We start from the raw sequence: 18759 nt of genomic DNA on the forward strand, positions 1-18759 counted from the left end.
AAAAAGTACCGCCCTAAAATAGGGCGGTATAGGGTGCGTGCTTATTCCGGCCGTGCGGGGGGAATCATACTGGGAAAGAAAGAATCGGGGGATTCCTTGAACTGTTTTACCAGATCGTCCTGTTGTGGCATCGCAATTTTTGGCCGGCGCATCCATTGCGGGTTGGGATTTTCCTCCGGATTCATGCAGTGATAGATGTTCATTTTGACGACCATGTCCACACCTCCTGGCGTTATCAAAATTCAGTATGTTCGAGCCTTAATTTGGAAAGGAGCAGTTACATGAAGCGTTTATTTTTCCGGGACGAAAAGCGGGTTGCTGCCGCCCGTATCCTCTTTGGAGAAGAAGAGGACTTCCATCCGCAAGCATATGAAAAATACACGGAACTGGAAGTGGTCGTACAGGACGACGGCAGATATTCGGTTTGGGGGAATTTTCCGGATGACGCGGACCTGTTGCAGGATACCCGCAGAGATTCTCAAAACAAGACGGCGGAGCTGGAACCGTTGGCGGACACATGTGCAGAAGAGGACTGACGGGGCTGCTCTTATTTCTATTTTATGCATGGGACATTTGATGTGACAATAGAATTTTCAGTTATGAGAAATCTTTTTGCAGAGCCTTTACTTTAAATAAGGTGGTACGGTAGCGATCCAGACTTTTTTGCAGCAGCTCCTGCTCCAGGCGCGCGTTCTGGTCGCCGGTAGTTTGGATCATGTCTTCAATCAGATGAAGGTTTCTTGCGCATCGGAATTCCATCTGTTCCAACGCCTCACAAATATTATTAAGATCTGCCGGGTTTAAATCCATAGCGATCTTCCTTTCTGTCATGGTGTTTTTCTTTATATTGTCCGCATATCTGTGCAAAATATCAATAAAGATGGCAGAAGAGCAGAATTTATCCACAAATCCTGTTGCACTTGGACGGAAATAAGTGGTATAATAACCTCACGGCGTTAGCGGAAGCAGAGCTTCCGACGCCTGAGAGAACATTGTTCCGTTGTGACGGAGGCTGTGCCTCTTTAATGGAATAATAACCTCACGGCGTTAGCGGAAGCAGAGCTTCCGACGCCTGAAAGAGCATTGTTCCGTTGTAATGGAGGCTGCGCCTCTTTATGGAATGACAATAAAAATTAAAATGGGGAGGGATTTCATGAAGAGATTCCTTTGTGTAATAATGGCGTTCAGCCTGTTGTTGCTTTCCGGATGCTTTGGCAAACCGGAGGATGACAGCAGTGCTTCTTCCGGATCGGAGTCCTCCCAGGTGTCGGAACAGCCGGAATCCTCGGAACCGGAATCGTCCGGGCCGATAGAAGTCAATTTGAATCAAACGCCGCCGCCGCTTCCTGCCGTGCCAATCTGTATTGGACAGGTGGTCAACATTGTGGAGGGAAGCTATGCCAATGTGAGAAGTGGCCCAGGACAGGATAATGAAGTGATCGGGCGCGCCCAGCAGTCGGACAAGTACTATGTGGACAAAGCGGGCAGCAGCGAAGAGTGGGTAAAAATTTCTTACAACGGGCAGGACGGTTATATTTATAAAGACTATTTTTCAATTGTTTTTGGATGATAAAAGCCCCGGAGAGTTGCGCTCTCCGGGGCTTTTTTATGCGGATGGCTGAATTTTGGCGGCGAAATGCGTGAAATTGGTTTCTCCGCAAAAATGTTCCTGCCAAGTACGGCGGCAGTTTTGGCGCAGGGTATCCTGTTCGGCTTTAGACATCTGGGAAAACGAAAGAATTCGATCAGCCAGTTCCTGCGGGGAAAAATCGCAGTCCAGCAGATAGCCGGTTTCGCCCTGGCGGATGAGTTCCGATGTGCCGCCGACATCTGTTGCGATACTGGGAATGCCAAAGGAACACGCTTCCATAATGCTGACCGGGAGCCCCTCCGAACTGCTGGTGTTGATAAAAAGGTCCACGGGATGTGTTTGATAATACGTCATCAGCTCTGTGTTTTTTACAGCGCCTGCGAACGCAGCGTCCATAAAGGAAAGATGCTCGGCAGCATAAGCTTTCAGCGATTCCAGACCGTCTCCGCCGCCAAAATGCGTCCACTGCAGCGCAAGGCCGCTGTCCTTCAAAAGTGCCAGGGACTGTGCCAGCAGCTCCACGCGTTTAACGGGTGAGATATGGCAGCAGCTGACAATGCGGAGCGGCTGACCTGTTGGAGCGGGTGCGGCGCCAAAATCCCGGGTGCCGAGATAAGCGGTTTCGATTTTGAACTGGTATTCAGGGTAGAGGTTTCGCAGGTACCGGCGTCCGTCCTCGGAACAGGGATAAACTTTGTCAATCTGCTGTAAAAGATATGGACGGAGCGGCAGATAATTTAACGCATTGCGGTCGGCATATAAGTCGTACCGATGCGCGCGGCTGACTGCTTTTTTACTCTTATTCGTGCACTCGTCCCGGAGCCGGATTGCCGCAAGGGCCGTATCATAAAACCAGTAGCTGTAAAAAGTAACGCCGTCATATGCGCTCAGATCACAACCGGTTAAAAGCGTTCTGGCTTCCCGATACACGGCTTCCGCCTTAGCAGTGAAATAGGCAAGATACGCCCGCTTTTTCAGGGCGCCGTGAATGGCTTTCTGCTCGTTTTGCTCCGCGTACCCGCGAAAATTAGTAAAGGGGACATACGGCAGGGCGGCGCTGAACAGGCGGCGCTTGACCGCGGCGGCGCGGATGTGCAGCACCGTCACGTTTTCCGGTGTTTTCCGGGTTTGCACCGGCGTGGAGGCCGTACTGGTTGCAATCAGATAGATGTGCGAAAAAGCGTTTGCAAGAACAGGGACCTCGTCTTCTATGAATTCCTCTCCCTTGTCAAAAGGGTATGTCTTTGTTAAAAGAACCAGACAGTTTTTCATGGAGGCGCCTCCGTTTTCGTTCCCAGTGTGTGGGAATCCTAGTGTTTTGGTATTAAGGATACCATAGCGGCCCATACTTTTCAAGAAAGAACCGGCAGGGCAGTTTTCACTTGCCCTGTGTGTGGTGCAATGGTATAATTTGTATAGAAAAATTTGTGTAAAGTGGGAATCACAAGGCAATAGAAAGCCTTGGGGAAAGAGGGCTTTTACCGATATGAATTTGCTCTATTTGACATTTCAGGAGGATGCGCCGCTGTATCTCGGCGTCACCCGGAAGATACGCGGCCAGGCGGCAGCCTTTCAAAAGCTGGGCCATACCGTGACCTATACACTTTGGCGTGAAACGGCTATGCAGTTTTTCGGGGCCTATCCCCAGACGAAACAAATTGGCCCAGGGCCTAAAATGAAGCAGTTTTTTCAAATTGCGGAGGAATATGTTTCTTCTCACAATGTCGATATCCTCTATATCCGGCTGGATCGGATCAGTTCAGATTCCGTTCGCCTCTGCAAAGCTGCCCGGCGGAATGGGACGCGACACATTGGGATTGAAATCCCGAATTTTCCCTATCTCCGGGATTATGCCCGCAATATTCAATATGCCAAAGGGCTCAAGGCACAGCTGGTGACGGCGGCAAAGATCGCGGTCAACGTGGCGGACGACCGCCTTTCCGGCCGTTCGCTGAAAGGGCTTGTGGATGGCGTCGTCCTGTACGGAAACCATGCGGAACAGTTCTACGGCGTAAAGGCGATGAATGCCGACAATGGCATTGATACAGATATGATTCCGGTGGTGCCGCCCAAGCCGAAGGGCAGTCCCATTACGCTTTTGGGCGTTGCCGGGACACTCTGGTGGCAGGGATACGACCGGGTGCTGCAGGGAATGCGCAATTATCGGAAAAACGGAGGCAAACGGTCTCTTCGTTTTGTCCTGGTGGGCGGCGACCGGACGGAAATGCCGGATTTTCTGGCACAGGTGGAAAAGTTGGGCTTAAAGGATGAAGTGCTTTGTCCCGGATTTCAGACGGGAAAAGAGCTCAATCAGACCTATCAGGCGGCAGATGTGGGTGTATCCACGCTGGGCTGCTACCGGCGTGGGCTGACACGCTGCTCCTCATTAAAGGCCCGGGAATACGCTGCAGCGGGACTGCCGTTCCTCTATGCGTATGACGACGACAGCCTGGATGGCAGGGAGCCGTTTGCGCTGCGCGTTCCCAACGACGACAGCCCGGTCGATATGGAAGAGCTGGTTGCATTTGTGGACCAGTGCCGCGGAGACCCGCAATGCTGCGCGCAGGAGCGCCTGTTCGCGGAGGAGCACTACGACTGGAAAGCGATGATGCATCGCATTTTGGTTTTTATCGGCGCGTAATTTGGCCGAAAGAAAGGGGCTTGGCTTTGCCTAAGGTAAGTGTGATCGTACCGGTCTATAACGTAGAAGCGTATCTGGATCAGTGCGTTAATAGTATTTTGACCCAAACCCTGCAGGATATTGAACTGTTGCTCATAAATGACGCTTCGACCGATCGTTCCTTGGAGCTGGCGCGCGCGTATGAGACAGATCCGCGTGTAAAAGTGCTGGACAAGCCACACAGCGGTTTGGGATACACCCGCAATTATGGTGTGGAACATGCGACTGGAGAGTATCTGTCCTTTGTGGATTCCGACGACTGGATCGACGCCGGCGCGCTGGAAGCGTTATATGAAGCAGCCTCTGCGCAGAGGGCTGATTTGGTTGTGTTCAATTATGTGCGGGAAAATTTGATCGATGGGGAAAGCCGTGTCTGTACGCTTCCATTAGAGGATGGAATTTCCAATGACGAGGCGAACAGGCTGCTGCTGGCGGAGTTGATCGGTCCGGACGCGGCGGGCGGCGTATGGCGCGGTGTGGAAATGCTGGGCTGCGCCTGGCGCAGGCTATACCGCCGTGAGTGGTATTTGCAGAATCGATTGTCGTACTACAACGAACAGGAAATCATGCTGGAGGATCTTCCGGTGTCCATCCAGGCGCATGCGTTGGCGCAGCGCGTACTGTTTTTGGAAGGGGCGTATTATCATTACCGCTACAATCCAGTTTCCCTCAGCACGCGTTACCGTCCCCGTAAAATGGAGATGATGACGGAATGTTTTCATGTTGTGGATACATTCCTGAAACAGCAGGGATTGTATGATGTGTATGGCGAGCGCCATCTGGCGTGGCTGCTGCGCAGTGCGGCGCATTCCGCGCTGGTCAACTGTTTCAGCCCGCACAATCCAGCTGCGGCCAAACAGCGCAGGGCGGAAGTGCGTGGCATTCTGGAAAATCCATTATTAAAGGAAGCTGCCGCATCCGGCTATTTGGCGAATGGTTCCCGGGCGGACCGCTTGGTGCTGCGCATCATTCGGACGGGAAATCCGGCGGTGGTTTATCTATTTTACCGTTTTTATTCCCGCATGCTGTTCCGCAACGTGCGGAAAAAATAATCTGCCGGGAGGAATTAAAAATGCCCCAGAAGAAGCGGGTGCTGTTTATCAATTACAGCCTGCACAGCGGCGGAATTGAAAAGAGCCTGGTCACGCTGCTTTCGCTGTTTGACTTTACAAAATATGAGGTTGACCTTCAGTTGTTTGCAAACGAGGGATTGTTTCTGGAACGCGTACCAAGGGAGGTCAACCTGCTTCCTCCGCTGTTTCCAGCAGAATATAAATACAATATCCGCCAGGCGCTGCCCGCGCTTCTCAAAAAGGGGCACCTGCTGACGTCTTTGTGCCGCCTGTTGGTGTCGTTTGCAGGAAAGACGCCCGGCGGGATGGGGGACCGTCTGGCACGCATGTGGCAGGTTGAAAAACAGTTTGTTCGGCCTGCGCGCGGCACGTATGACGCGGTTGTCGCGTTTATGGAGGGACAGCCGATCTATTATGCCGTGACTAAGGTGCAGGCAAAACGGAAAATCGGCTTCATCCACGGCGATTATACGGCCATGGGCTTAAACAGTGCGTTCGACCGGCCGTATGTGGAACAGTTGGACGCGCTCTGCACGGTTTCCGAGGGGTGCCGGGTGGCATTGGAACAGAATTTTCCGGACTGTAAAGAGAAATTCCATGTCATCTACAATATTATTTCTGCGACGTTTATGCGCAGAATGGCGGAGGAACCGGCGGATTTTGGAGATACATTCCATGGAAAACGCGTGCTTTCCATCGCACGGCTGTCTCATCAGAAAGGGCTGGATTTGGCAATACCCGCTGTGGCAGCGCTTCGGAAGAAAGGCCTTCCTTTTCGATGGTATATCATAGGAGTCGGCCCGGAGGAAGCCGCCCTGCGCGAACAGGTGCGTGCACTTGGGATCGAGGAAGACGTCCGTTTTCTGGGAGAACAGCCGAACCCGTATCCGTTTCTGAAGGAATGCGATCTTTATCTGCAGCCATCCCGGTTTGAAGGAAAATCCATTGCGGTAGATGAGGCAATGGTCCTGTGCTGTCCCATTCTGCTGACGGACTTTTCCACGGCAAAAGATCAGATTACATCAGGCGTCAACGGATTAATTGTTCCCATGACCTCCGACGGGATCGAGGACGGGCTGGAAAAGCTGCTGCGGGATGATTTGCTGTGCAGCGGTTACCGTGCCGCGCTCTCTGCATGTGATTATACCAATGAAAACGAGATCAACAAGTTATATTCTCTCTTGGAAGCGGAATAAAAATGAAGAATAAAAGTGTTCCCCAAAAAAAAAGAGTCTGCGCGGGAATACGGGAGGTTTGCTATGGTTTTAAAAGAGTTGCTGGAAGGCCTGGACTATACCTGTTCCGGAGATGTGGAACAGGAGATCACAAGCCTGGTTTATGATTCCCGCAAGGTGCAGCCGGGGGCGGTGTTTGTCTGCCTCAGCGGTTCGCAGGTGGATGGTCATATTTATGCGGAAAAAGCAGTGGAAGCAGGCGCCGCAGCGTTGGTGGTGCAGCGGGAAGTGCCGGTGGAGGGTGTGCCGGTTGTACGGGTAAAGAATACCCGGTATGCGCTTGCCGTACTGTCCGCGGCGTTTTTTGGGCACCCGGCGAAAGAGTTAAAGGTGATCGGCCTGACGGGAACAAAGGGAAAAACGACGACCTCCTATATGATCCGCTCCATTTTGGAAAGCGCAGGCATCAAAACCGGCTTGATCGGTACCATCGGCACGGTGATCGGCGATCAGGTCATTAAGACGGAAAATACCACGCCGGAATCTTATGAGGTGCAGAGCTACCTGCGCCGGATGGCGGACGAGGGATGCAAGGCGGCGGTGATCGAGGCGTCTTCCATCGGACTCCGGGACCACCGGGTTTCCGGCTTTATCTTTGCAATTGGCTTGTTTACCAATTTCTCGCCGGATCACATTGGGGGAAATGAGCATCAGTCGCTGGAGGAATACCGTCAGTGCAAGGCGATGTTGTTCCGCCAGTGCGAAACCGGAATCATCAACATTGACGACGAAAGCTGGCAAGGCATTGTAGAGGGCCATACCTGCCGTTTGGAGACCTACGGCTTTCATGAGGAAGCCGAATTGCGCGCAAAAGAGGAGCGGCTGGTTTCCCGGCCCGGCTATCTGGGGGTACATTTTGAGCTGGAAGGTCCCTGTGCGTTCGGTGTAGATGTGGATATTCCCGGCCATTTCAGTGTCTACAATGCGCTGGCGGCAATTGCCGTGTGCCGTCATTTCGGCGTGAGCGAGCAAAGTATTCGGGACGGCCTGAACCGGGTACACGTAAAAGGGCGTGTGGAACCGGTCAAGGTGCCCGGCAATTATACGCTGTTGATCGACTATGCACACAACGCGGTCAGTATGGAGAATATCTTGGAAACCCTCCGGGAATACCGTCCCAACCGCCTGGTTTGTATGTTTGGCGCGGGTGGAAACCGCGCACGGTCCCGCCGCTACGAGATGGGGGAAGTGAGCGGCCGGATGGCGGACCTCTCCGTCATTACCGCGGATAATTCCCGTTTTGAGGACGTAATGGATATCATTGCAGACATCGAGGTAGGGCTGCATAAAACGAGCGGGAAATATATTGTGATCCCGGACCGCAAAGAAGCAATCAAATACTGCATGGATACCGCACAGGACGGGGATATCATCGTGTTGGCCGGAAAGGGGCACGAGGATTATCAGGAAATCAAAGGCGTCAAGTACCATCTGGACGAACGAGAGGTCATCGCTGATATCTTAAAAGAGGAAGGGCTCTCTGTCTGATGGGGATGTGGAACAAACGGCGGGAGGGACTTCCGGCCGATTATCAAATGGAAAAGGAGGCAGGAAAATGAGAATGACAGTGGGAGAAATTCTGAAAGCGTGCGGGGGAGAGCTGCTCTGCGGGGACGTAGAGACGGTGGTGACCTCCGTCAGCACGGACAGCCGCCAGATCGAGCCGGGCGCGCTGTTTGTACCGATCAAGGGGGAGCGCACGGATGCGCACACATACATTGATGCAACCTTTGCAGCGGGCGCCGTTGCCTCCCTGACGGAAGAACATGCACGGATGGAGGATACCCATGCCTGGATTCGTGTACCCAGCACACAGACAGCCCTGCAGCTGATTGCGACGGCCTACCGGACGCAATTTGCGATTCCGGTTGTCGGTGTAACCGGCAGTGTCGGTAAGACGACGACAAAGGAAATGATTGCTTTGGCCCTTTCCGCGGGTAAGAACATTATGAAAACGGAAGGAAATTTCAACAGCCAGATCGGCCTGCCGCTGACGCTGTTTCGATTGGAACCGCAGAACGAGGCCGCTGTGGTGGAAATGGGCATGAGCGATTTTGGGGAAATGAGCCGTCTGGCGCAGATCGCCGCGCCGAATGTTGCAGTTGTCACGAACATAGGAATTTCACATATCCAGCAGCTCAAAACGCAGCAGAATATTATGGAGGAAAAGCTGCATATCATCGACCGTTTTACGTCGGAATCAATCTTATTTTTAAATGGCGACGATCCCATGCTTGCGGGATTGAGGGGCCGGATGCAGGTGCGTATGCGGTATTTTGGTATGCAGCCATGGTGCGATTACCGGGCGGAGCAGATTGAGTTTCATCCCAATGGCGTCCGCTTTGTTTTTTGTGCGGATGAAGTCCGCCAACAGGTGGAATTGCCTGTTTTAGGGTTGCATAACGTTACCAATGCGCTTGCCAGCCTGGCGGTCTCTCAGGTGCTGGGGGTGGATTTACAGGCAGCGGCAGAGGCGTTAAAGGAGTACCGTCCGCTTGCCATGCGGCAACAGATTCACCGGCGGAGTGGGATAACCATTATAGACGATTCCTATAACGCCAGCCCGGACGCCATTAAAAGCAGCCTGGACGTCCTGCAGACGCTTCGCGAGCAGGACGGACGCTGTATCGCGGTACTCGCCGACATGTTGGAGCTGGGCGCACTGGAGGACCGCGCGCATTACGAGGTTGGCGCTTATGCTGCGCGCACGGGAATTGATGCGCTGGTAACCGCCGGAGAGCGGGCAAAGCGGATAGCAGAGGGCGCAGGGGAGATCACACCGAAACTGCCCTGCTTTGTCTGCGCCACCAACGACGAAGCGGTGGCGGCGTTAAAGGGATATTTACAGCGCGGAGACGTGGTGCTTGTGAAGGGTTCGCGCGGTATGCATACGGACGAAATCGTCAAGCGCGTGCTGGCAAATTTGTAATCTTTGTAAAATGGAAAAAGGGTGCGGAAGAAAGCCTTTCAGAGGCAGATATTCCGCGCCCTTTCTGTATTTTAGTGTGAATTGTTTTGATTTGCCTTGAAAAACTGTTACAAATTGTAATTATTTTCTCTTAAAGGCTTGTCAACCTCTCCACTGGTATGTTATACTGTAACCAATTTGTTACAAGTTGTAATTTGATTGTAATGAATGTTACAGAAATGCATAAAAGGACAAGCCGTACCGGGCTTGCCGACGCTATATTTCGGGAGGTTACAATGAAACGGAAATTTCTTCTTTTATTTACGCTGGTTTTCGCAGCGCTGATGCTGACCACAAATTTTGGACAAAGCGTTGCGGCGAAAGCGGCGGAGGAAAAGACGGGTGTTGGATTGGCGAATCATGTGCTGCTGGCGTATAAAAACGGCTGGAAGTACAGAAGCGGCTGCTACGGACAATTTGTTGGGGACAAGCGTGCCAGCGACTGTTCCGGTCTGATCAAGTCCTATATCTGGTGGCAGGGAGAGGGAAAAAATCCAAAACCGGGTTCCGCTTCTGTGGCGGGCAGCTCTTCTGCAATGTTAAAAAGCGCGGAAGTTTCCGGAAATATCGATTACAATGATAAGTCTTCGTTACCGAGAATACACGGTTTAATTCTTTATCAACCCGGTCATGTGGGGGTTTATGTTGGTAACAATATGGCGGTGGACAACCGCAGTACAGGCGAAGATATGAAATATGAGCAGGTCTTTGGACGGAAGAATATTAAGTGGACCAAATGGTTTAAATTGCCTCAGGTTACATACCCGACAACCGGTTGGGCGACCTATGATGGGGAGCAGTATTATTATGAAGATGGACAGTACGTCGTCAATACAAAAAGAGTGATTGACGGGATTACATATACGTTCGGCGAAGACGGCCGGATTACAGAGCAGGTTCAGGCAGTAGCATAATGAAATATAGTAGACCTCTTCCAGGCGGGAATGCTTGGAAGAGGTCTTTTTTATGTCTGTATTTTAAAGTGCTCTAAATGAATGATTTGTAAAATAATGCTACATGAGAGTTAAAAAAGCTATATTTTAATCTAAAAAGGATTAATAAAAAAATTTTTAAGTTTTTTTAAAGTTTTTTTCAAAAAGTTGTCCCCTTTTTCCATTTTTTTACGTTCTAGTTAATGTAAAACATTTTAAGGAGGGCATTTTTAATGCTGAAAAAAACACTCGCGCTTGTTTGTACTTTTTGTTTACTGTTCGCAATGGGGACGCAGGCAATGGCCACTACATCTGTGGAGTTGGATATTGATTCGACCGTTGCGGATCAGATTCAGCCGCGTTATACCGACATTATGGATTTATATGCGGAACTGACGATCAACGGCAATAGTGCTGATGTTTACGTTTATGCAGTGGGCAGCAGCAACGTAACAAAGATTACTATCCAGGCGACTTTGCAGAAGGAGTCTTCCAGCGGTAAGTGGTCCACGGTAAAGAGCTGGAGCCAGACGTTCAGTGGAAATATTGCTGAACTGGAAAAAAGTTATCCGGTGTCTTCCGGTACATATCGTGTGTCCGCCACAGCGACCTTCTATACTTCCTCCGGTAAAGAAGTTGGGAGCGATACCAGTGGCACAGAAAGCTGCTAAAAACTGCAGCTTTCCAGCAAATTCTCCTTTTTACTTTTGATTATAAGATCTCATATACAACCCACTCCCTTTAAAAGCCGCCTGCTTACCCTCAGGCGGCTTCGTTCTATTTTAAAGCAAAATAGAGAAAACCCACCGCTGATCTTATCAACGGTGGGTTTGTTTTGGTGGGAAATTTGTCAGTTGCCGATCATGTAATCCAGGAACATGGACTCATCCTCGGGATCCTCTACCTTCAGCTCAGCGGAAACAGTAGAACTTTTTGCGCTGTCCAACAGGGAGCGCACACCATAGAGCTGGCACAGTTTGCTCTTCAGGTTCAAGGTGTTTCCATCCTCTGTCACCAGATAAACGTTACCCTTTGCCTTGTCCAGAAGATCCAGTAATTTTTGAATATCAATGTCGTACAGTTTCATTGGTTCGTCTCCTCCTATCATTCTTTCAACTGATACTTAATTATACCATGTAAACTACATTAACACAATTATCCATTAGGAACAAGGGATGAAAGAAAAACAATTTTTAACAACTTTTATTCACACCAACCACTGGCCTTTGCACATCGGCTCATCCAATAAGCCGCAAACATTTTTTCATCCTCTTCATTCTCAAATTCGATTTCTGGAGAGATCCGGTTGCTTCCGGATTTTTCTACCAGCGTTTTGATGCAGTAAAGCTGTGCCAACTTACTGTTCAGGCAGAAAGAGATTCCCTCGCCAGTCGTGAGAAACACATTGCCTCTTGCATGTTCAAGCAGGTTTACAAATTCACCCACACTGATGTTATACAGTTTCATATATACCTCCTTGTAGTTTACATAAAAGATTATATCATATATATTGCACAATTACAAGTGTTTTGATTTGTGCAATATTTAAAATCTTGTAAAAATTTGGTTTTGAAATTAGATAAGAGTGCGAAAAAATTTCTTCTATACCTATTTTTGGCATACTTTTCACAGCTTATGCGGAACGCTTTAAGAATGCGTACAAAAACGAGACTTTATTGCCAAACAGATGCACTTCCCCCCGCTTGGAAACATATATTGGGAATAATACTTGATCAAGCAGACAAGGAGTGACATGTTTATGGAAACCATTATCTATACCATTGTTCCGGGGGATACGCTTTGGAACATTGCGCAGAGATATAATACCTCGGTGAATGACCTGGCTCGTTACAACGGAATCATTGATGTAGACCGTATTTATCCGGGACAAACGCTGCGGATTGCCGTTGCAGATCGTCCGGTTGTCCCAGTGCCGCCTGTGGTGGACGATGAGATCATTGGGGATACCACCCTGCCGGCCTGGTATGTCGTCCGTCCGGGGGATACGCTGAGCGCTCTTGCCAATCGCTTCGGCACCAGCGTAGAAATGCTCGTTTGGCTGAATGACATTCCGGATCCCGACCGGATATTTCCGGGCCAGCGCCTCAGAATGCGTCCGTGATATAAGGAAACCTGTAGAGGCAGCCTTAACAGGCTGCCTTTTTCTTTTGCTTGTAAAGGAAACGCCCCATACCCGTGTAACCGGCTATGGGGCGTTGTATAGACCGGAGGCCAACTTTCGCCTTCCGGCCTATACGACAGTGTAAGGGAGGGTTGGAACTCCGTTTCTACGCATTCAATTTTGATACCGCAGATCGGGCGCAAAGCAGGATAGAGCGCTTTGCGGAGAAACTAGCCTTAATCGCAGCACCTTGGTTTATGGCAATGCTCGTCACAGCCGCATTCTCCTACCTTCGGAGGGAAGAATTCATTTGTGGGGAACTCAATACGGCGGAACATGTCGCAGGGATTATCACTGGTTGTTACGCATTCCTTTTCCGGAATACAGAAATCATAAGCCGGAATCAGCATCTGCACATTGCGCACGATCTGCACAATGGTAAACAGGCCGATGGTTACATAGATATTGCGGCAGGTATTCGTCTCAAAATTACCGCCAAAGCGCTGGCAGATGCAGTCCGGAATCCGGCAGCAGGGATCGCAGCACGTCATCGGACGGTCGCAGATGCGCGCGGACAGGCCGATCGGCTCGGCTACCTGCACGGTTGCTTTGGGGAGCACTCTGCCAGAGGTAATTTGCGGGTCAACGTCGTCGCAGGCAAGGTCGGAACTGAACATTTTGACATTGCCTTCACTGCCGAACAGGATCACTTTCTTGTTAAAGACAGCGATACCGCTTACGATCACGGGGCCGCCAGCCGGGAGGGAGTATACATCCAGGCAGACGTCAAAGAAAAAGGTCATATCAACGGAGTAGAATCCCTTATTAAAGGGAACGGGCTCCAGGTCTAGGTATACCGTGATCACTTCCACGTTCCGGATTCGGACGTTCGTGGCCTGCTCAATCAAATCGTGCTTATCGGGTGTGAAGTAAACGCGGAGGTCCTCCAGGCAGTCTTTATCAGAAGACTGATCACTCTATAAATATATGGGTAAAAGATAGAGTTCCAGTTCAAATTCTGCGGGCCGTGCGCCCTTTGTTTTCCGGTAGATGATCTTATCAATGATGGACTTTAAAAAGTCGTTGCGCGCCTGCGGAGGCGAATCTTGATACATATCCAGGAGCGATTGAATCCGTGCCTGCATGGCAGGAATGTTGAGCCGGGGTTCCGGGTCTGCAATGCGTGCTTTCTGGTCCTCCAGCTTGGCGATCCTGCCCAGCAGCAATCTGTGTCGCTCCATGAAGGTTTCCGTGTCATATACACCCTGTTCCAGCAGATCGTGCAGACGGCTGTCCTGCTGCCTGGCGGTTTTGATTTCCTGATCAATTGATTTTCGCAGTTCGTCGTGATTGTCGGAGGCCTTGCGTTCCTCCGCTTTCCCTTGTGCCGACAGCGCGTTCATTTCGTCCCGCAGCATCCGGACAAGTGCCTGCTCAACGAGCTCCAGACGGCTGGACACAATGCAGCCGCGCTTTTGACACAGGAGGATGGGACCACCGGCGCAGGCCTGCCGCTGCATGTGCGCGCCGCAGTTGCCGCAGATGACCAAACCGGCGAGAGGGTTTTCCACCACACCCTTAAAACTGGGGGAATGATAACGGCCTGCAAAGATTTGCTGGACGCGCTGGAAGAGCTCCTCGTCGATGATGGCCGGATGCATCCCGTCGGTGACGGACCACTTTTCGGGTGGATTGTAAATCGTGACGGTCTTCTTATTCCCCCGGCTGCCCGGCCGGATGTGCGTCTTCTGGTTCCAGACGATTTTGCCGGTGTACGTTGGACTCTTCAAAATCTGCCGGATGGTGGTGCGGCCGAACTGCTCTGTGCGGTGCGGTTTTGCTCCCATGCTGTTCACGGCGTCCGCGATCTGCTGGCAGCCCATCCCTTTGTTGGCGTACATATCAAACATCATTCGGACAAACTTTGCTTCTTCCTCGCAGATCTGCAACGTCGGCCGTTTACCGATCTTGGTTTTGGTGTAGCCAAAGGGTGCGTTGGCGATGTAACCACCGTCGTCAATGGTCTTCTGGATGCCGCGGCGCAGGCGCTTCTTGATCATCTTCAACTCCTGACGACCCATGAAGGCTTCAAATTCCGTGTAGGTCTCGTCGGAGTCATCCTCTAGGTTGTAGGTTTTGTTGGGAGTAATGATCTGCGTACCGGAGTATTTGAAGGCATCCAGGATAACGCCCTGATCGGTCATGGAGCCTCTGCCCAGACGCTGAATGTCCATGCAAAGCACACCTGCGTATCTTTGGGCCTCCACAGCCTCTAGGAGCCGCAGCATTTGAGGACGGGCGTAGAGACTGTCTCCCGATACAACCTCCTCGTAGACATCCTCAGGGGTGATTACGAGGCTATGCTCTACGGCATACTTTATTAGTATCTCTTTATGCTTTTTTAAAGTCTCTTCCAGCGGCTCGCCGGGATCGTCTGCGCGGCTTTTGCGCAGGTAAAGAGCGTAGGTCATAGGATTACCTCGGTTTCTTTTCGGAATTGACAAATGTATTTAATTGTAATATAATAGTATTACAAAATAATGCTTGGAGGTTGCTGTTTATGGCTAGAAATACATTAATTCAGGTAAGGGTAGAGGATACCTTAAAAAAAGACGCAGACTCTTTGTTTGCTGATTTAGGACTTGATACTCCTACTGCTATCCGGATTTTTTTAAAGCAGGCCATCAAAAAGCAAGGCCTGCCGTTTGATGTTGTCCAGTCTGTGCCTAACGCAGAGACAATTGCCGCAATGGAAGAGGCAAATCGGATCAGCCGCGATCCTGCAACAAAAAAATACAAGGACTTTTCTGAACTTTTAGCGGAGGTACAGAATGAAGTATGAAATTGAATCAACTGGGCGTTTTAAAAAAGACTTAAAAACCATTTTAAAACGCGGGTATAACATGGAATTGTTACAAAAAATTATTGATCTTTTGTGTATGGGGGAGTCCTTGCCAGAAAAATGCAAAGATCATGCTCTTTCAGGGAATTGGGCAAATTACAGGGAGTGCCATGTTGCTCCTGACTGGCTTTTGATTTATAAAATTGAAGAGGATATTTTAATCCTGACTTTAACCCGCACAGGTTCACATAGCGATTTGTTTTAAATATTCTTTTAAATTGCCGTTCAGAGTTCGCTGCTCTGGACGGCTTTTTTATTTAGCTGAATGTAACGTTAAGAAAAATAAAAATACCAAATTTTAACATGTCGCCTTTTGCATTCCCCAATCGTGACATTTATAGGGGGGGAATTCCTCCCCGAAAAATAAGGGGTTTCAATCCACAGGCCTATGTAGGCCTGACAAATGAAAATATGATAGGGGAGTGGGAAGGATGAGTAAGCAATATTTATGCCCTCAAGAGTCGGTTGATATGGTGAGACAACTCCTGCGCGGCGCGAGGCCGGAGGAATCACCCAACATTTTCAGCATCGACCTGTATCGCGGGAGCCGGGTAGACCGAGTTGACAACCTCCAAAATACTGGCAAAAAATCTTGCCTGGCTGGGGGTGAAATTATCCCCCTCTTTCAGGTATCCCCGCTCAATCAAAAAACTATAAAATAAATCATATGCGCTTTTAGGAGTACCTAATTTATCAACCCTTGGATCATCTTCCTCCGCTTCGGATTCTTCCGGGGCGGGGGAGTTTTTTTGGGCAAACCCAAAAGCAACATCAACAGTAGTTCCACAAAGGGCACACATAGTAAATAATGTGTTTGCATCAGGCTGAGATTGCCCAGTTTCCCAAGACGCAATAGTTTGCTGTTTTTTTCCCAGTTGTTCGGCCATTTCTTTTTGTGTCAGGCCGTAATTCACACGCATGGATTTTATAATATTTGCTATTTCTGTTTTTGTCATGTTCTCACCTCGTGACATTAGAGTATATCAATCATAGCTAAAAGTCAATATAAAAACCGAAAAAATCAGTAATAGACTATTGACAACTGAATATTTCGGTGCTAATATGTGGGTGTACCGAATAATTCAGTAAGGAGGTGGTCGGGGTGTTTGACGTCAGAGATGGAATAAATTTAGCAATTAATGAAAGCGGGCTTAGGAGAAACGTTGTTGCACAAAGGGCAAATTTAACTCCACAACAATTATGCGATATAGCAAATAAGCGCAGAAGGCTTGATGCAAACGAAATGTTTAAAATTTGCGAAGCATTAGGAATTACTCCCAATGATCTGTTAGCCTGGGCTGTTGTACAGCCGTCAAAACCCGCATAAAAAGCCGCCCGTTTATACGGGCGGCTGACAATGAAATGTTATTCAATATTTCGACCATGCTTTTTTGCTTCGATAACAATTTTTTTAAAATTTTCAGTTTGAGCTTTTTGCATTCGCCTATACGCAGAAAAGGATTTTGGGCATAGTTCTGGCATGAATTCCCACAGCCAATTGTAATCTGTACGCGACCTTTCGCGTATTGCGTCGTCGGTTTGCTTTTGTCTAATCTCTTCCATATCGCGAAGTTCATCTGGTGTTCGATCGTCAATGAAGGGTCGGTTACTGTACTTGATGATGCGCTGGCCATGTAGGTCTTTTCCATCTCTAGTTTGCATACTGCTAACCCCGTCAATGAAAGGAAAGAGTAATATACCACAATCATGGTTACCGTAAAGTAGGGCATCAGGCAATTTCGGGAAACGCCTATCTTGTCCAGATAAACTATAAACGCGCTCTCTATATTGGGCGCACTCAGCGCAACAGCAGCGGATGTAGGTTGCCTCTACAAGATCAGTTCCGAGTTCGCGCATGTCGAAAAACAGCTTTCTGTTTCGACGCTCAAGCCATCCTTGTTCTTCTATTACTTGATGTTTTTTTTCACCAAATAAAGCGTCTATTTCAGCTTCCTCTATACGGGCTTCTTCAAACCGGCGTAATTTTCTAAGATACCGAGGTAAACGTACATAAGATTCATATGAATAAATCGTTGAAGACATTGGCATGAGCTGATTTGCTTTTCTGTAGCACGCAAGAGCGAGTTCGACTTGTCCGTCTTTCTCGTACTGTCCCCCTTTTATCATAAGGTAGTATTCAATTTTTCCGGTTACGCTGGGAATTCCTCTGGTTGGTTGTTCCTTTCGCTTTGGAACAGGGATCGCCATTATTCCTTCGACAGTAGATAAATCATATTTGCGTTCTAAAAAATCAATCTCCTTTTGGCGTTTGTGCTGGTATTCCTCATTGCTGATAGGCTCTGGGGCCTGAAAAGTAGTACCGCCATATGTCATTGTTTTCTCAGCTCGACGCTTTTTAAAAAAACCAAACAATCCCATAAAAGAACCCCCTTTTTCCAGATTATAACATTCTTTATAGGAAGGTACAACGACAAATTTCTACAAAGAAAAAGCCGCAAAACAAAAGCCGCCCCCGAAGGAGCGGCGAGGAGGTGAGAGAGGTATGGAGAGCTATAGAGATCTAGAGAAAATACTCTTCCAGCAAATTGAGTTGCTAAAAAAACGTTCTGTAAAAGCCAAGCCCAAGGAGTTGGTAATGATCTCGATTGCCATGGTCCAATTGGCTCAGGCGATCGCAAGTATGCCTTAAACGCGGCTTTTGCTCCGGGAAAGAAGTCATAGGACATGCCGCAAAAATAATAGAAATGAATCGAGGTGATTTACATGTTAGACGCCCGTGGGCGGGATATTGGAGAACCGATTTTACATAAGCGATATATACCGGCGACGCCGGAGCTCGTAGAAAGGACACGCCGGAACCTCGAACGGGCGTCGTCAAATATGGGCAAAGCACATTTCGGCATTCCCATCACCATTACGGTTGATTATGGGGAGAAGCCTGAGTGGTATGGTCAAGATACTTGACCTTCACCACGCAGTAAAAATGGACAAGCTCCAAAAGGAGGACAAGCCATGAACAAAGAGATCCCGTACATAAAACACAGCCGGCTGGGCGTGATCCTATTTGTTGCCGGCCTGATCGGGGCCTTCATGACGGCAATGGCGTCAGACAGCGGTATGTTGACCATCTGGCAAGTGCTGATCCTAGCGACGGCAGAGAGTCTGGCCATGGGGATTGGCGGGTTGCTGCGTGATAAAGATTCACAGAATGGAGGTCGAGAAAAACAAAAATGAAAAGCTGTATGGAGAGAATGAAGGAGAATCACACAGACGAGAAAATCGCTTCGTTTCGGGT

Annotated in this window: 24 protein-coding genes; 15 read left to right on the top strand and 9 right to left on the bottom strand. The window is 49.3% G+C overall.

All coding sequences use genetic code 11. The features are described 5' to 3' along the window. Positions 1–41: 41 nt before the first annotated feature. The gene (locus BN2106_RS16445; RefSeq protein WP_195891785.1) at positions 42–215 is read right to left on the bottom strand and encodes a hypothetical protein; all 174 of its coding nucleotides are present in this window, start codon (positions 213–215) and stop codon (positions 42–44) included. 66 nt (positions 216–281) lie between these two features. Here BN2106_RS16445 and BN2106_RS05435 point away from each other — a divergent pair, with 66 nt between their 5' ends. Continuing rightward, positions 282–536: a hypothetical protein gene (locus BN2106_RS05435; protein ID WP_050697539.1), complete on the top strand. Its 255-nt coding sequence runs from the start codon at positions 282–284 to the stop codon at positions 534–536. A 61-nt stretch (positions 537–597) separates the two neighbouring features. On the opposite strand, the gene BN2106_RS05440 is transcribed toward BN2106_RS05435, so the two are convergent. Next, positions 598–810 carry a hypothetical protein gene (locus tag BN2106_RS05440; RefSeq protein ID WP_050697540.1) on the bottom strand — a complete coding sequence of 71 codons (213 nt, stop codon included), beginning with the start codon at positions 808–810 and terminating at the stop codon, positions 598–600. A gap of 343 nt (positions 811–1153) precedes the next feature. On the opposite strand from BN2106_RS05440, the gene BN2106_RS05445 reads away from it, so the two are divergent. Further along, on the top strand, positions 1154–1570 hold the full coding sequence (locus BN2106_RS05445; RefSeq protein WP_195891786.1) for an SH3 domain-containing protein: 417 nt from the start codon (positions 1154–1156) through the stop codon (positions 1568–1570). Between the two features lie 36 nt (positions 1571–1606). Here BN2106_RS05445 and BN2106_RS05450 read toward each other — a convergent pair whose 3' ends face one another. Beyond that, positions 1607–2863 carry a glycosyltransferase gene (locus BN2106_RS05450; protein ID WP_050697542.1) on the bottom strand — a complete coding sequence of 419 codons (1257 nt, stop codon included), beginning with the start codon at positions 2861–2863 and terminating at the stop codon, positions 1607–1609. 214 nt (positions 2864–3077) lie between these two features. Between BN2106_RS05450 and BN2106_RS16050 the strand changes: the two genes are divergently transcribed. The 7 genes from BN2106_RS16050 to BN2106_RS05485 all read left to right on the top strand — a co-directional run bounded on the left by BN2106_RS16050 (position 3078) and on the right by BN2106_RS05485 (position 11150). Next, the gene (locus BN2106_RS16050; protein WP_050697543.1) at positions 3078–4232 is read left to right on the top strand and encodes a glycosyltransferase family protein; all 1155 of its coding nucleotides are present in this window, start codon (positions 3078–3080) and stop codon (positions 4230–4232) included. Between the two features lie 26 nt (positions 4233–4258). Beyond that, positions 4259–5323 carry a glycosyltransferase family 2 protein gene (locus BN2106_RS05460; RefSeq protein ID WP_050697544.1) on the top strand — a complete coding sequence of 355 codons (1065 nt, stop codon included), beginning with the start codon at positions 4259–4261 and terminating at the stop codon, positions 5321–5323. A 20-nt stretch (positions 5324–5343) separates the two neighbouring features. Then, positions 5344–6540, top strand: coding sequence for a glycosyltransferase (locus tag BN2106_RS05465; RefSeq protein WP_050697545.1), 1197 nt, complete (start codon positions 5344–5346; stop codon positions 6538–6540). A 63-nt stretch (positions 6541–6603) separates the two neighbouring features. Beyond that, entirely contained in the window at positions 6604–8067 is a 1464-nt protein-coding gene (locus BN2106_RS05470; protein WP_050697546.1) for a UDP-N-acetylmuramoyl-L-alanyl-D-glutamate--2,6-diaminopimelate ligase, read from the top strand. 67 nt (positions 8068–8134) lie between these two features. Next, the gene (locus BN2106_RS05475) at positions 8135–9508 is read left to right on the top strand and encodes a UDP-N-acetylmuramoyl-tripeptide--D-alanyl-D-alanine ligase (protein WP_050697547.1); all 1374 of its coding nucleotides are present in this window, start codon (positions 8135–8137) and stop codon (positions 9506–9508) included. A gap of 275 nt (positions 9509–9783) precedes the next feature. Beyond that, on the top strand, positions 9784–10461 hold the full coding sequence (locus tag BN2106_RS05480) for a hypothetical protein (protein WP_050697548.1): 678 nt from the start codon (positions 9784–9786) through the stop codon (positions 10459–10461). A 251-nt stretch (positions 10462–10712) separates the two neighbouring features. Beyond that, entirely contained in the window at positions 10713–11150 is a 438-nt protein-coding gene (locus BN2106_RS05485; RefSeq protein WP_050697549.1) for a hypothetical protein, read from the top strand. 179 nt (positions 11151–11329) lie between these two features. Here BN2106_RS05485 and BN2106_RS05490 read toward each other — a convergent pair whose 3' ends face one another. After that, entirely contained in the window at positions 11330–11566 is a 237-nt protein-coding gene (locus BN2106_RS05490; protein WP_050697550.1) for a hypothetical protein, read from the bottom strand. A gap of 116 nt (positions 11567–11682) precedes the next feature. Beyond that, positions 11683–11946 (bottom strand): hypothetical protein, encoded by a 264-nt coding sequence (locus BN2106_RS05495; protein ID WP_050697551.1) that lies wholly within the window; start codon positions 11944–11946, stop codon positions 11683–11685. Positions 11947–12238: 292 nt separating this feature from the next. Between BN2106_RS05495 and BN2106_RS05500 the strand changes: the two genes are divergently transcribed. Further along, positions 12239–12601 (top strand): LysM peptidoglycan-binding domain-containing protein, encoded by a 363-nt coding sequence (locus BN2106_RS05500; RefSeq protein ID WP_050697552.1) that lies wholly within the window; start codon positions 12239–12241, stop codon positions 12599–12601. Positions 12602–12837: 236 nt separating this feature from the next. Here BN2106_RS05500 and BN2106_RS05505 read toward each other — a convergent pair whose 3' ends face one another. Together BN2106_RS05505 and BN2106_RS05510 are read right to left on the bottom strand one after the other, a co-directional pair. Beyond that, positions 12838–13509, bottom strand: a complete 672-nt coding sequence (locus BN2106_RS05505) for a hypothetical protein (protein WP_050697553.1) — start codon at positions 13507–13509, stop codon at positions 12838–12840. A 69-nt stretch (positions 13510–13578) separates the two neighbouring features. Continuing rightward, entirely contained in the window at positions 13579–15072 is a 1494-nt protein-coding gene (locus BN2106_RS05510) for a recombinase family protein (protein WP_074017413.1), read from the bottom strand. 89 nt (positions 15073–15161) lie between these two features. On the opposite strand from BN2106_RS05510, the gene BN2106_RS05515 reads away from it, so the two are divergent. Together BN2106_RS05515 and BN2106_RS05520 are read left to right on the top strand one after the other, a co-directional pair. Then, positions 15162–15443, top strand: a complete 282-nt coding sequence (locus BN2106_RS05515) for a type II toxin-antitoxin system RelB/DinJ family antitoxin (RefSeq protein WP_050697554.1) — start codon at positions 15162–15164, stop codon at positions 15441–15443. Next, the gene (locus tag BN2106_RS05520) at positions 15433–15708 is read left to right on the top strand and encodes a type II toxin-antitoxin system YafQ family toxin (protein ID WP_050697555.1); all 276 of its coding nucleotides are present in this window, start codon (positions 15433–15435) and stop codon (positions 15706–15708) included. The genes BN2106_RS05515 and BN2106_RS05520 overlap by 11 nt, the downstream gene beginning before the upstream one ends. 304 nt (positions 15709–16012) lie before the next feature. Here the strand turns inward: BN2106_RS05520 and BN2106_RS05525 are convergent, their stop codons facing one another. Continuing rightward, positions 16013–16459: a helix-turn-helix transcriptional regulator gene (locus tag BN2106_RS05525; RefSeq protein WP_050697556.1), complete on the bottom strand. Its 447-nt coding sequence runs from the start codon at positions 16457–16459 to the stop codon at positions 16013–16015. A 146-nt stretch (positions 16460–16605) separates the two neighbouring features. Between BN2106_RS05525 and BN2106_RS05530 the strand changes: the two genes are divergently transcribed. After that, complete coding sequence (locus tag BN2106_RS05530; RefSeq protein ID WP_050697557.1) at positions 16606–16830, top strand: helix-turn-helix domain-containing protein; 225 nt, start codon at positions 16606–16608, stop codon at positions 16828–16830. A 38-nt stretch (positions 16831–16868) separates the two neighbouring features. On the opposite strand, the gene BN2106_RS05535 is transcribed toward BN2106_RS05530, so the two are convergent. After that, positions 16869–17882 (bottom strand): structural protein, encoded by a 1014-nt coding sequence (locus BN2106_RS05535; protein WP_050697558.1) that lies wholly within the window; start codon positions 17880–17882, stop codon positions 16869–16871. A 124-nt stretch (positions 17883–18006) separates the two neighbouring features. Here BN2106_RS05535 and BN2106_RS16055 point away from each other — a divergent pair, with 124 nt between their 5' ends. Next, on the top strand, positions 18007–18153 hold the full coding sequence (locus BN2106_RS16055) for a hypothetical protein (RefSeq protein ID WP_154666430.1): 147 nt from the start codon (positions 18007–18009) through the stop codon (positions 18151–18153). Positions 18154–18476: 323 nt separating this feature from the next. After that, entirely contained in the window at positions 18477–18698 is a 222-nt protein-coding gene (locus BN2106_RS05540) for a hypothetical protein (protein ID WP_050697559.1), read from the top strand. The last annotated feature ends 61 nt before the right edge of the window (positions 18699–18759 follow it).

It is taken from the genome of Anaeromassilibacillus senegalensis (genome assembly GCF_001261775.1).
Taxonomy (GTDB): Bacteria; Bacillota; Clostridia; order Oscillospirales; family Acutalibacteraceae; genus Anaeromassilibacillus; species Anaeromassilibacillus senegalensis.